Raw genomic sequence first — 13,174 nt, 5'->3', positions numbered from 1 at the left:
ATGGCCCTGGCGATGGACTGCCAGGGCGCCTTGGTCGTCTAGCGCTTCTTCTTCGCTTTCGGGTCACGGTAGGCGTTGGGCGTGAATGCCCACATCCCATCGTGTGCCTGCAGGTTCCTGACCCGTGTGCGGAACTGGAATCGCAGCCCCAGCAACCGGAAGATCATCTCGTCGCGCTTCGCCATCTGGCGCATCACGAAAATGATGATCGGGATCGACAGGATGTACCAGAAATTGAAGTACATCGCGGCCAGCAAGCCACCGCCCGCTCCCATGAAGAAGGGGATGTAAGGCACCCCCATGAACATGGGCGGGCGGGTGCAACCGCGAAATAGCGGGTTTTTATGCATGGAAGTGGAGCAGGTGCATCAGGGTCGTGGCGGCGTCCATCAGGAAGGTGGTGCCACCGGCCTGGCCGCTGCTGGAAGTGCAAGCGGTGACGCCGTTGGAACCGTTGCCACCGACGACCATCTTGGCGACCTGGGCCGCGGCGCCGATCAGCACGCCACCGATCATCGCCGGGGCGACGTCTGCAATGCGCTTGTGGGCGAAAGCGATCTGGTAGCCCGAGAAGATCACGGCGATCGTCACCACCACGATCGAGGCAGCGTTGAGCAGGCTGTTCACGTTCTGGAAGAAGCCGCACACGCGTTCACCCGTGGCCACGGCGTCCTGGCCGAGGGCGATGGTGGGCAGCATGAGCACGGCGGCAATGATGCAGAAGGCGATCTTCCGGGAGAGCGGAGCGTTCGCCGGGTCAATGGTGTGGTTGAAAGACGGCTGGGCCATCGCGGTAGTTCCTTTGTCTACGATCAAGTCAGTGAATGCGATTGCGGGCGGCAATCGCGCCAAGCTGGCTACGACAGGGGTAGCCAGGGTGGAGACATCGCGGAGGTATCACGGGACGAACCTCGGTGCGATTCAACGCGGCGGCGCATGGGGCACCGTCGACGAAGTCAGAAAACGAAGGCGCCATCGCCACCTCCGTTACGTAGGTCGGCGTTATCGACGGCCGGGCGCGTGGGCGCCTGCGGCTGCGGAACACCAGTGGTCGGGACCGGGTCGTTCGGTCCGCGCACTTGCGGCTCGAACACACCGTTGTTCATCTGGCCGCCCTGGGCTTGAGCCTGGGGCAGGGGAGCGGACACGCCCACCTGCGACATCAGCGCCGCCGTCGTCGGATCGGTCGGGATCCGGCCGGGCTGCACCGCGGGCACGTTGGGCAGTTGCGGGCCGATCTGGCTCATGATGGCGGCGGTACCCGGGTCGGTCGGGATCTTTCCCGGCGGCGCATCGGGCACTCCCTGCATCTGCGACTGCTGCATTTGCTGCCACTGCTGCATCTGCTGGGGCGACAGCTGCGGCGTGCCTGCGCCGACCGCGGACTGGCCGGCGGCGCCGCGGGCCTGCTGCATGTCGGCCTGGGTCTGCGCATCGTTCAGCATGCGCAGGTCGTCATTGGAAAGCGTCCCCGGCACCACGAACGGCTGCTGTTGCTGTGGGTCGATGGCGGCGACGCGGCTCACCTTCGAATCGATGGCGGCGGCGAGGGCGGCATCGCCAACGCTGCGCATCGCGACGCGGGCCATGCCTTCCGAAGGCGTCGTGGGTGCGGCCTTCGCCACCGCGACGGCGCCGGTCTTGATCACCTCGATGGGGATGGGCGTGACCGAGGCCGCGCCGGCGGCGCGTGCCATCGAGTCGAAGATCTTCTGGACGTAACCGTCCTGGTAACCGGTGGTGAAGTTGCCCGAGTAGTAGCAGCTGAACGCCTTGCCCCAGTCTCCGCTGGCGCTGGCGTAGCACTGGGCCAGGATCTGCGAGCCGGCCCGCAGGTTGGGGCACAGGTCGAAGGCTTTCTCGTAGGTATCCAGGCCGTACTTGCCGAGGTTGGAGCGGTTCACCTGGGCGACGCCCAGCGAATAGTTGTAGCCCTTGGTCTCGAGCATGCGCACGGTCGCCACCGCCTCGCCCAGGTTCTGGGGCTGGCGCACGAGCTGTCCGCCCACCACGCCGATGGCGTAGGGGTTGTGGCTCGATTCGACATTGACGACGTGCTGCATCACCTCAGCCGGAACGGCAAGGTTTTGGCAACCCATCATTTCAAGTCCTGGTAACACCTTGGAGCTCCTGTCTTATGACCGAGTTTCGTGCGTGCTATCCCCCGCCTCCGCTGAGTGCGCGAGACGGGTTGAAATCGATGCCGGTGATATGCCGCCGGCCGGCGTGCGCGCGGATGTGCACCACGATATCAATCGTGAGCATCAGTAGCCGCTTGATCGTCGCGAACTCGAGGCCCGCGCCTTCCGTCGATGCCTTCACCATCAGTGCCAACTGGTCCCAGGTCTGCTCCACGCTGCCTGCATGGCAGCTTGTGATCGAGCCCGGGTGTCCGGATGCGCAATTTCGGATGAAGTAGAACGATTCGTCACCGCGCAACTCGGCGAGGATGATCCTGTCCGGCTTCATGCGCAGGCAGGCTTCCATGCAGCTCTTGGCGGTGACGTTCGCGGCGCTCTGGCCGCCCTTCGAGTAAAGCAGGTGGACGACGTTCGGCTGGTCGATGAAGAGCTCGCGGGCATCTTCGATGGTGACAAGCCGCTCGTCGTTCGGAATGTGGTGGACCAGCGATTTCATGAACGTCGTCTTGCCGCTGCCGGTCGCACCCGCCACGACGATGTTCTTCTTGCCAAGCACGGCATGGCGGAAGAAGTCGGCGTAACGGCGCTCGGCGCGCAGTTCGAGCAGTTCGCGATCGACATCGCTGATCGCATGGGCGCCTTCGATGATCTCGTCGAAGAAGCCGTCTTGCTGGTACTGCCCCAGGGTCTTGGTCTGGCGCGAGGGCAGGCGGATGGTGATCGAGACGCGACCCGCCTCACACGCCGGCGGGATCACGAACTGCGCACGCTGGCCGGTGGGGAAGGTCAGCGACACCACCGGATCGGTGTCCGTGATGCGCTGGCCGGTGTTGCTCTCGTTGACCACGGCCGTGCAGAACTGCCGGGCACGCTCGAAGGTCAGGCCCGGCACTTCCACCTTGCGCCATTCGCCACGCGACTCGAGATAAAGCTCGCCCGGGCGATTGATGCAGATTTCCGTCACATCCGGCGAGGCAAGGAAGTCCCGGACGCCCAGCACTTCGTACTGGTAGTCCAGGAATTCGTTGCCGACCGCGGCGATGGCGGGTTCGTTCATCATGATTAGTAGCGCGCCACCACGCCGGAGAAGTCGACGTCTTTCGCCACGTAGATGGAGACCACGGTGCCCTGGTTGATGGTCACGGTCGCCGGGCGGTTGACGGCGCGGCGGACCGCATCGTTCGCCAGCTGCTGCATCGACTGCGCGGTATTGCTTTCGAACGGGCTCTGCGTGACCACGCCGTTGCTGATCGTGGTCTGCCGCGGGCCGTGTTCGGCAGCTTCGTACTTGAAGGCGTCGCTGAGCAGGCTGATCATCAAGGCGGCGCCGATGCGGCTACCCCAGTGCGCGTCGTACATGCCCGGATGGCCTGCGCCGCCGAGGTTGTCCACGCCCGGGCTGGCCATGTTCACGTCGATGCCGGTGGGCGTGACGATGCGGTCCCAGATGACGGCGACGCGCGGGCCGCTGGGCTCCGTATCGTACTTGCCCAGCACCTTCGAGCCCTTCGGCAGCAAGAGCCGCTTTCCGGAGAACGAGTAGACCGGCTCGGTCACCACGCAGGACGTAAAGCCAGGGATGTCCGTGATGATGCGCGTCTCGAGCACGCAGCGGATGTACGTGCCGCGCAGCATGAGGGTATCGGGATGGATCAACGGGTCGGCGCTGGACACCTCGGGGAGGGGCTTGCCACCGTAGGCCGGGTTGATCGGCACGCCATTGAATGACTGTGGCGGCTGCTGTTGCTGCATGCCCGGAAAACCGAATCCGCCCGGACCCGGGGCCTGGCCGTATCCGCCATTGGCACCCACGCCGGTTGCGGCGGACCCTTCGGCCGAAGCCATGCGGCGTTCGAGCAGCGACGGGCCTTGCTGGCGCGACGGGCCCTGCATGCTCGCCGGGCGCAGCTGCTCAGGCGTCGGCAGCGGCGGCGGCGGAGCGAGCGCAATCGGTTGGGCGGCCTGCTCGGGCGCGCGCTCGGGCGGAAGCACCGGCTTGGGCGCCTCGGGGATGTGGACCGTTTCTTCCCGCTGCGGCTTGGGCGGTGTGGCGTTTCCGGAGCCACCGCTGCTGAGCAGGAAGTAGCCGACCGCGACGAGTAGCACCACGATGCCGGCGAGGAAAGCCAGCGCGCGGCGATTCATGCGTCGCATGTCTGCGGCGGCGAGCGTGGGCGCGCCCTCGTCGAGATCCGGCTGGGCCTGGCGCTGGTTGGCGGAATACGGGTTACCCGCAAGCGGGTCGTGCGCACCGCGCGGATCGTTCGGCGGCACGTCGCGACGGTTGGCTTCGTCGTCGGGCTGGTAGGGATTATTCGGGCTCACTTCTTCGTGTTCCTTCGCAGACCCACGACGTTGTCGTCGTGTCGAATGACCAGGTAGGGATACGTGCCGTGGACGACGATGGTGTTGCCTTCCACGGTGGTGTTCACCACCGAGTCTTCTCCGTGTTCCTTCTCACGCATGTATACCGTCGGGAAGTTGCCCGTCGGGAACTGTTTGAGGTCCGGCATCTTGATGTAGGTGAAGCGGCCATCGTCGTAGACGTTGACAGGCACGAGCCACACCGCGGTCTTGCGCGTCTTCGAGAAGTCGTAGTCGAAGTTGTAGTCGCGCCCCTTCACCAGCGCGGTGTCCAGCGCCGGAGCGTCCTCCACCTTCTTGGTTTCGGCCATGAAGCTGGTATCGGACGGGTAGGTGAAGTTCACCTTGTACTGCACGCCGGCGCGACGAGCCTGGTCGAGCGTTTTCCAGTCCGTGGCGACGACCTTCAGTTCGAACACGTACGAGTGCGTCGCCGTGCGGATCATCATGTTGGTGTCGACGTCGACGTTCTTCGGCTTCACGTAGAAGACGTTGTCGCGACGGGTCAGCTCCCAGCCGCTGCTGAAGCCAGTGCTGTAGTCGAGGATTTTCTCGTTCGGGCTCAGCTCGATCTGCGTAGTGATACCCAGGCCGGTACGCACGGTGTAGATGTGGTTGGGCTGGAACTCATACGTGGCCATGGGCTGCGGCATGCCGACGGGCGAACCGAGCGTCGGCGTCGCCGAGCCCGCGGGCGCGGCCTGCTGAGCGGTCGCGCTGGCGCTGGCGACGGCCAGCGCGAGGGCAAGGATGAGCGGGGTGGATCGAGCGATCATCAGCGGCGGACTCCGTTCACGCTGCCAGGACGTCCCGCGGCCGCGGGTGCGGCGTTGGCGGGCTGGGCATTCGGTGGATTGGGCGTTGCGACCGGGGCAGCGGGGGCCGTCGCCGGCACGGCATAGGCCGGTGCGCCTTCAGTCGGTGGGGCGGCTGCGTTGGCCGGCGGCAGTGTGCCTTCCGGCGGTGCTGTCGATGCTGCCGGCGCGGGGGCGGCTGCTCCGGTTGTCGCGTCCGCTGTCGCGGGTACTTCGGCGGGCGGAGCATCCGAGTAGTCGTTGTCGACCCGGTAATCGAACACCTGGAAACCGAGCGGGTTCTCCACGCGGTAGCGGTCGTCCATGCGCAGGTTGGGCTTGTACTTGAATGCCAGCGTGGCGATCTTGCTGTCGAGCGGCGTCGTCGCACCATTCTGCTTGTTGTAGATGCTGCGCTGGAAGCGCACCGTCGCGCCGATCGGAGCCGCGCCGGGAGTCAGGCTCGGGATAAGCTGGATGCTAAGGACCTTTACCCTGAGCGCCCGGTCGCGTCCGTAGATTGCAAACGGGCGAGCGGGATTGGTGGGTGCGTGGAGCGCGGTGTACGCCGTCGCGAGGGTGGGCGACGACATCGTCAGCACGGTGTCCCAGTCGCGCAATTGGATCATGTTGGCGTCATAGGACTCCCTGGCCAACACGAAGTGCGTGATGTTGCTGCGGTTGATGGCTTCGTTAGCCGACAGCCGCTGGTCGCTCACATCTTCCACGACGCGCGATACCGAGCTCGTGCCGGTGTACGCGTCCGCCATGATCAGGTACGGGACTTTTTCCTTGAGCGGCAGGATATAGAAGTAGCCGCCGATGAGGATCAGCGACACGACGACCGATACCGACGCGACGATCCACGCCCGGCGCTCGCTGCGCTTGGCGAGGTCAGCGACGCTGATTTCGTAATTGACCGCCTTGGCCACGGCCTCGTCGATCTTCGGGGATGCTTTCTTTCCGAGCATGGTCAGGCCCTCGTCACTTGGCGTCGGGGCCGTGGGTTGCCGGCGCGACGGTCGCAGCGGGCTGGCCGCCCGTGATCGCGCTGACTTCTTCCACGACGAGATCCGGGCCGTTGACCGTGATGGCCACACCCTGCGGGGCATAGATGGTGCTGAGCTGTGACGTCGCGTCGCGCAGTTCCGAGGTGTGGATCGCGGAAGCGGACTTGGTCAGCGTGAAGTCGGAGCGCAGCTTGTACTGCAGCTTCATGCCGTTATCCGACGTCCAACGGGTCAACATCGTCTTCAGCGTGCCGTCCATCGGCGCCGCGTAGTACGTGTAGGGGACCGCGAGCGGGATCTCGGTGGTCTTGTCTTCGAAGTGGTTGACCGGCTTCCAGGAGCCACCGAAGTCGCGCGCGGGCGGTGTGCCACAACCCGTAAGCGCTGACGAAATCAACAATATCGTGCCAATAAGGCGTATGGAGGGCTGGCCAGTCTTCACGTTTCGCTCATAAGTCGTTGAAAAGCAATAACAACAATTCAAAAGGCGGACGCGTGCGTCCGCCTCGCGACGGGCATGGGCCCGGCGAGCTCAGTTAGTGCGTATTCGGCAAGGAATAGCCTCGGCGCGCACGAATACGTGCACCCGCCGGGAGGCGTGGCCTTGGGGAGGGCGGCATAGCGTGAAGGCGTGCCCCTGGTTGTCCGTACATGCGGGAGACATCGCTGCCCCGCACCATGTGCAAGCTATCCATTCAAACTTCCTGTCCGGGCGAGACTGCCGCCCTGCCAATCGATGTATCGAAGTGGCACCTGCTCAACCCCCGCGAGCAAACGATGTCATCGACATCGGCTCGGCGCCCTTGGTTAGCAGGTTGTCCCCCTCATCGTTGCGGACCGCAATCCGCGTCAAAAAAATACTGCATGAACGCGCAAATGAAAAGCAGTATCGATGTGCATTAAAGTGACGAAATTCACGGAAAAAACACACGGAACATGGTTGCACACGCAACCATGCGGCTGCGTACGTGGAATTAGACCACAAAACGTAAGACGAAAAGTTGACAGGGCGATTCGTCAGGTGTGACGCGGTTTTGTATGCATGACTCGACGAGTGCGATGACTTGCGTGCGAGGAGACTTTGCGTGCGGTTTGCGAATCGACTCATCCAATCTGTCGAAGTAAGTGGGCTGGTGCACGTAGCCCGAGCGGCGTGTATGTCGGCGGTGCCGGATCATCCCGATGGGGCCTGGCGTTCGATCCTTGTTGCACTGCGGATGGCGATTTGGCGGTAGGGTGGGGTGAGCCCGTAGTATCGACGCTGCCCGCACCGAATTCTGCTATTTACACGTGTATATCGAGGGCACGGATCGCTCGCGAGGGTTGCACTGTCCTCCCGCGCCCTCCATTTGCGTAGGAGAATGCCCTTCCGCATCGACAGCGATCGCTGTGCGGGGTAGAACTCCCCTTTTACCGTCAGGACCCTCGATGGATTCCCTTGTCACCCCCGACGACGCCGCATTGCTGGTGCTGGCGCAGCAGGTTGCTGCCGCCGCCCTGGAGAAGCGTGTCATGGTCGCCACCGCTGAGTCATGCACCGGCGGCTGGATCTCCAAGGCCCTCACCGACCTCGCCGGCAGCTCGGCCTGGTTCGAGGCTGGCGTGGTCACCTACAGCTACAGCGCGAAAGAGGCCCTGCTCGGGGTGAATCCGCGTACGCTGGAGCGGACCGGCGCGGTGAGCGAGGAAACCGTCCTGGAGATGGTCTCGGGTGCGCTGGCCCGTTACGGCGCCGGCATCGCCGTGGCGGTGACCGGCATCGCGGGGCCGTCCGGCGGCACGCCCGACAAGCCGGTCGGTACGGTCTGGATCGGCTGGAAGCGCCGCGGCGGCTACGCCCACGCGAAAATGTTCCATTTCGGCGGGGATCGCGAAGACGTCCGCCGACAGACGGTGGCCGCCGCACTTGCTGGAATGGTCACCGAGTTGCAGGGGTAACCCCCGGCGCTGTGGCAAAATCGACTTTTGACGGATCGCAGTCCCTGAGACCCCGCTCCGGCAAGATACCTACCTACACAAGCACACCGGATAACTACGATGGACGACAATAAGCGCAAGGCGCTGGCGAGTGCCCTCGGCCAGATTGAAAAGCAGTTCGGCAAGGGTGCCGTCATGCGTCTTGGCGACCGCGTGGACGACCAGATCGACACCGTCTCCACCGGTTCCCTGGGCCTGGACATCGCCCTGGGCATCGGTGGCCTGCCGCGTGGCCGCATCGTGGAAATCTACGGTCCGGAGTCGTCCGGCAAGACCACGCTGACCCTGCAGGCCATCGCGTCCTGCCAGCGCAACGGCGGTACGGCGGCCTTCGTCGACGCCGAGCACGCCCTGGACCCGAGCTACGCCGAGAAGCTCGGCGTGAACGTCGCCGACCTCCTCGTCAGCCAGCCGGACACCGGCGAGCAGGCGCTGGAAATCGCCGACATGCTGGTGCGCTCGGGCGCCGTGGACATGGTGGTGGTCGACTCGGTGGCGGCGCTGACGCCGAAGGCCGAAATCGAAGGCGAAATGGGCGACTCGCATGTCGGCCTGCACGCCCGCCTCATGAGCCAGGCGCTGCGCAAGCTCACGGCCAACATCAAGAAGTCCAACTGCCTGGTCATCTTCATCAACCAGATCCGCATGAAGATCGGCGTGATGTTCGGCAGCCCGGAAACCACCACCGGTGGTAACGCGCTGAAGTTCTACGCCTCGGTGCGCCTGGATATCCGCCGCATCGGCGCGGTGAAGAAGGGCGACGAAGTCATCGGTTCGGAGACCCGCGTCAAGGTCGTGAAGAACAAGGTGGCCCCGCCGTTCCGCCAGGCCGAGTTCGAGATCCTCTACGGCGAAGGCACCTCGCGCGAAGGCGAAATCATCGAGCTGGGCGTGCGCGAGAACCTGATCGACAAGTCGGGCGCCTGGTACAGCTACAAGGGTGACCGCATCGGCCAGGGCAAGGAAAACGTCCGCCAGTTCCTGCGCGACAACCCGGCCATCGCCAACGAAGTGGACACCGAGCTGCGTGCCCGCCTGCTGGTGAAGGCGGGTCCGAAGACCGAAGCCTCGGCCGAGGCCGACGAGCTTGAGGAAGTCTGATAAAGGCACGGGGAAGGGCGACGGCACGGCCGGTCGCCCGACCCGCACCGCCTACGACAAGGCGCTGGGCCTGCTGGCCCGGCGCGAACATTCCCGCCGCCAACTCGGGCAGAAGCTCGGGCGCGGCGGTTTTTCACGTGAAGAGACGGCCACCGCCATCGAGCGGCTGGGCGACCAGGGCTACCAGGATGATGGGCGCTTCGCCGAATCCCTGGTCCGTAGCCGGGTGGGGCAGGGCTATGGCCCGGCACGGCTGAAGGCCGAGCTGCGCAGCCAGGGCATCCCGGATGCCCGGATCCGCGAACTGATCGACAATGTCGACGTCGACTGGCATGCGCTGGCGGCTGAGCAGCTTCGCCGACGCTACGGCGGGGCCACCGCTGACACGGCTGAACGGGCCCGGCGGGCGCAATTCCTCTTGCGTCGCGGCTTCGCCGCCGCCACAGTACGTGTTCTTACCCACGCCGATGCGGAAGACCCCGACGACGACTGAAGGCACGAGCCTTGATTCCGTGACTGGGCGCCTTTCGCGATCCTAGCCGCTCCCAGCCACGATCGCTCATGAAAACCGCCGACATTCGCTCGACCTTCCTCGACTTCTTCCGCTCGAAGGATCACACCATTGTTCCTTCGGCATCGCTGGTGCCGTCGAACGACCCCACGCTCCTGTTCACGAACTCGGGCATGGTCCCGTTCAAGAACGTGTTCCTCGGCAGCGAAAAGCCGGGTTACGTGCGTGCGGCCGACGTCCAGCGCTGCCTGCGCGCCGGCGGCAAGCACAACGACCTCGACCAGGTTGGTTACACGGCCCGACACCACACCTTCTTCGAGATGCTTGGCAACTGGTCGTTCGGCGACTACTTCAAGCGCGATGCGATCCGCTACGCGTGGGAGCTGTTGACCGACGTCTACAAGCTGCCGGCCGAGCGCCTGTGGGTCACCGTCTACCACACCGACGACGAAGCGTTCGACATCTGGAACAAGGAAGTCGGCGTGCCGGCGGACCGCATCGTCCGCATCGGCGACAACAAGGGCGCGCCGTTCGCCTCGGACAACTTCTGGCAGATGGCCGATACCGGTCCCTGCGGTCCCTGCACCGAGATCTTCTTCGACCATGGCGCCGACGTCGCCGGTGGCCCGCCGGGTTCGCCGGACGAAGACGGCGATCGCTACATCGAGATCTGGAACCTCGTGTTCATGCAGTTCGACCGCGCGCCGGACGGCACGCTCAGCCCGCTGCCGGCGCCTTGCGTCGATACCGGCATGGGCCTGGAGCGCCTCGCCGCCGTGCTGCAGCACGTGCACTCGAACTACGAGATCGACCTGTTCGCGCACCTGATCCGCGAAGCGTCGCGCCTCACCGGCACGGCCGACCTCGGAAACAAGTCGCTGCGCGTCATCGCCGACCATATCCGTGCCGCGTCGTTCCTCATCGTCGATGGCGTGCTGCCGTCGAACGAAGGTCGTGGCTACGTGCTTCGCCGCATCATCCGTCGCGCGCTGCGCCACGGCTGGATGCTCGGCGTGCGCGGCGATTTCTTCTGGAAGATGGTTGCGCCGCTGGTGGCCGAGATGGGCGAGGCCTATCCGGAAATCGCCGCGAAGCAGGGCTTCGTGGAGCAGGCGCTGAAGATGGAAGAAGAGCGTTTCGGCGAAACCCTTGAGCACGGCATGCGCCTGTTCGACGACATCGCCTCGCGCTCGGGCAAGATCATCCCGGGTGCGGACGCGTTCCGCCTCTACGACACCTACGGTTTCCCGGTCGACCTCACCGCCGACATCGCGCGCGAGCGCGACATGAGCGTGGACATGGAAGGCTTCGAGCGGGCGATGGGTGAGCAGCGTGCGCGCGCCCGTGCCGCGAGCAACTTCGCGACCAAGGCAGCGCTGCCGGCCGAGGTCGCGAGCGCCTTGCAGCCGACCGTCTTCACCGGCTACGACAGCCTCGAGCTGGCCGATGCCGCGGTGGTCGCGATCGTCCGCGAGGGCAAGGCCGTCGACGCCCTGGCAGACGGCGAAGAAGGCTTCCTGTTGCTGGACCGCACGCCGTTCTACGCCGAATCCGGCGGCCAGGTCGGCGACACCGGCATGATCCGCAATCCCTCGGGTGCGCTGGCCGTGCAGGACACGCAGAAGGTCGGCGGCGCGTTCTTCGCGCACTTCGGCACGTGGCAGGGCTCGGCTCCGCTGCGCAAGGGCGACCTGGTCGGGGCGTCGGTGGATGGCGCCCAGCGCCAGGCCACGGTCCTGAACCACTCGGCCACCCACCTGCTGCACGCGGCGCTGCGTACCGTGCTCGGCGACCACGTGACCCAGAAGGGCTCGCTGGTGGCGCCGGAGCGCCTGCGCTTCGACTTCTCGCATTTCAAGGCGGTCACCGGTGAAGAGCTGGCCGAGGTCGAGCGGATGGTGAACGACGAAGTCCGTCGCAACGCCGCTGCGGAAGTCCACCAGATGGGCTACGACGAAGCCATCGAATTCGGTGCCATGGCACTGTTCGGCGAGAAGTACGGCGCTGAAGTGCGCGTGCTGAAGATGGGCGATTTCTCGACCGAGCTCTGCGGTGGCACGCATGTGGGTCGCACGGGTGACATCGGCCTGTTCAAGATCGTTTCCGAGTCGGGCGTCGCCGCCGGCATCCGCCGCATCGAAGCGGTGACGGGGGCGGGCGCCATGGCGCGCGTCGCCGAGGAAGAGCGCATCCTCGGCGAGGTTTCCGGCCTGCTCGCCGCCAGTGGCGACGACGTCGTTGAGAAACTTCGCCAGCTGTTCGACAAGCAGAAGAAACTCGAAAAGGAAGTCGAATCCTTCAAGGCCAAGGCGGCCAGCTCGGCGTCGGCGGACCTCGCCAGCGCGGCGGTCGACGTGGCCGGCATCAAGGTCGTGGCGGCTCGCCTCGAAGGCCTGGATGCCAAGTCCCTGCGTGACAGCCTTGACGTCCTCAAGCAGAAGCTGGGCGACTGCGCGGTGATCCTGGCGGGTGCGGCCGATGGCCGCGTCTCCCTGGTCGCTGGCGTGGGCGGTGCGGCGCTTGGGCGGGTCAAGGCCGGCGACCTGGTCGCCGAAGTCGCGGCGAAGATCGAGGGCAAGGGCGGCGGCCGTCCGGACATGGCCCAGGGCGGCGGCGTGGACAGTCCGGCGTTGCCCGGCATCCTGGCCGGTATCCCGGGCTGGGTCGAAGCCAGGCTTGGCTGAACGAATCCGGCCCGGACATGCGACGGGGTGCCGTAAAGGCGCCCCGCTACAAGGTTTCCCAGCTGCCTGCGTTGCGCCACAAGGATTGGCTCAGCTAGTATCATGTGAATGTCGGAACGCATAATTCGACATCGATCAGTCGGGTCGTAATTGGCAGGACAGCTGGTCAGCGACACACACACACAACTAAGCCGGGGAAGGCGGATCGGCCTTCGATGGTCGAAACGTCGATCCATCGGCGACAAGACTCGGGGTGAGTTGTCGTTGGTGGGGAAGCTAATACCTGATTTTATGGAGTATCAATCATGCTGATTCTGACCCGCCGGGTCGGTGAAACCCTGATGATCGGCGACGAGGTGACGGTCACCGTTCTGGGTGTCAAAGGTAACCAGGTGCGCATCGGTATCAACGCACCGAAGAATGTCGCGGTCCATCGCGAAGAGATTTACCAGCGCATCAAGAACGAGAACGATCCCGCCGGCCACACGGGCGACGACCAGTAAAAGGCTTTACGGTTGATGCAAGGATCGGTATCCTTGCTGGCTCGTTGAGGTGCGAACCTCTCGACCGATCAATCGATCGATCAAAAAAC

The 13,174-nt window shown here is 64.9% G+C and carries 13 protein-coding genes; 5 read left to right on the top strand and 8 right to left on the bottom strand.

Features of this window, described 5'->3' with window-relative positions; all coding sequences use genetic code 11:
• Positions 1–38: 38 nt before the first annotated feature.
• From KPL74_10720 to KPL74_10685, 8 genes are all read right to left on the bottom strand, one after another.
• Positions 39–308, bottom strand: a complete 270-nt coding sequence (locus KPL74_10720; protein ID QWT22447.1) for a VirB3 family type IV secretion system protein — start codon at positions 306–308, stop codon at positions 39–41.
• Positions 309–342: 34 nt separating this feature from the next.
• Positions 343–789: a TrbC/VirB2 family protein gene (locus tag KPL74_10715; GenBank protein QWT22446.1), complete on the bottom strand. Its 447-nt coding sequence runs from the start codon at positions 787–789 to the stop codon at positions 343–345.
• 167 nt (positions 790–956) lie between these two features.
• A complete protein-coding gene (locus KPL74_10710; GenBank protein QWT22445.1) occupies positions 957–2,102 on the bottom strand; it encodes a lytic transglycosylase domain-containing protein in 1,146 nt (381 codons plus the stop codon).
• A gap of 55 nt (positions 2,103–2,157) precedes the next feature.
• A complete protein-coding gene (gene virB11, locus KPL74_10705) occupies positions 2,158–3,201 on the bottom strand; it encodes a P-type DNA transfer ATPase VirB11 (GenBank protein ID QWT22444.1) in 1,044 nt (347 codons plus the stop codon).
• 2 nt (positions 3,202–3,203) lie between these two features.
• Positions 3,204–4,466 carry a hypothetical protein gene (locus KPL74_10700; GenBank protein QWT22443.1) on the bottom strand — a complete coding sequence of 421 codons (1,263 nt, stop codon included), beginning with the start codon at positions 4,464–4,466 and terminating at the stop codon, positions 3,204–3,206.
• Complete coding sequence (locus KPL74_10695) at positions 4,463–5,281, bottom strand: TrbG/VirB9 family P-type conjugative transfer protein (GenBank protein QWT22442.1); 819 nt, start codon at positions 5,279–5,281, stop codon at positions 4,463–4,465. The genes KPL74_10700 and KPL74_10695 overlap by 4 nt, the downstream gene beginning before the upstream one ends.
• Positions 5,281–6,270 (bottom strand): type IV secretion system protein, encoded by a 990-nt coding sequence (locus KPL74_10690; GenBank protein ID QWT22441.1) that lies wholly within the window; start codon positions 6,268–6,270, stop codon positions 5,281–5,283. The genes KPL74_10695 and KPL74_10690 overlap by 1 nt, the downstream gene beginning before the upstream one ends.
• Before the next feature lie 13 nt (positions 6,271–6,283).
• The gene (locus KPL74_10685) at positions 6,284–6,706 is read right to left on the bottom strand and encodes a toxin co-regulated pilus biosynthesis Q family protein (GenBank protein ID QWT22440.1); all 423 of its coding nucleotides are present in this window, start codon (positions 6,704–6,706) and stop codon (positions 6,284–6,286) included.
• Between the two features lie 1,031 nt (positions 6,707–7,737).
• Between KPL74_10685 and KPL74_10680 the strand changes: the two genes are divergently transcribed.
• From KPL74_10680 to csrA, 5 genes are all read left to right on the top strand, one after another.
• Positions 7,738–8,247, top strand: coding sequence for a CinA family protein (locus tag KPL74_10680; GenBank protein QWT22439.1), 510 nt, complete (start codon positions 7,738–7,740; stop codon positions 8,245–8,247).
• Positions 8,248–8,346: 99 nt separating this feature from the next.
• Entirely contained in the window at positions 8,347–9,387 is a 1,041-nt protein-coding gene (gene recA, locus KPL74_10675; GenBank protein ID QWT22438.1) for a recombinase RecA, read from the top strand.
• Positions 9,374–9,880 carry a recombination regulator RecX gene (locus KPL74_10670; protein ID QWT22437.1) on the top strand — a complete coding sequence of 169 codons (507 nt, stop codon included), beginning with the start codon at positions 9,374–9,376 and terminating at the stop codon, positions 9,878–9,880. The genes recA and KPL74_10670 overlap by 14 nt, the downstream gene beginning before the upstream one ends.
• Positions 9,881–9,948: 68 nt before the next feature.
• A complete protein-coding gene (gene alaS / locus KPL74_10665; protein QWT22436.1) occupies positions 9,949–12,582 on the top strand; it encodes an alanine--tRNA ligase in 2,634 nt (877 codons plus the stop codon).
• Positions 12,583–12,887: 305 nt separating this feature from the next.
• Positions 12,888–13,085 (top strand): carbon storage regulator CsrA, encoded by a 198-nt coding sequence (csrA, locus tag KPL74_10660; GenBank protein ID QWT22435.1) that lies wholly within the window; start codon positions 12,888–12,890, stop codon positions 13,083–13,085.
• Positions 13,086–13,174: the final 89 nt, after the last annotated feature.

This window comes from Bacillus sp. NP157, from assembly GCA_018889975.1.
Taxonomy (GTDB): domain Bacteria; phylum Pseudomonadota; class Gammaproteobacteria; order Xanthomonadales; family Rhodanobacteraceae; genus Luteibacter.
This window is presented reverse-complemented; position numbering and strand designations above follow the sequence as displayed.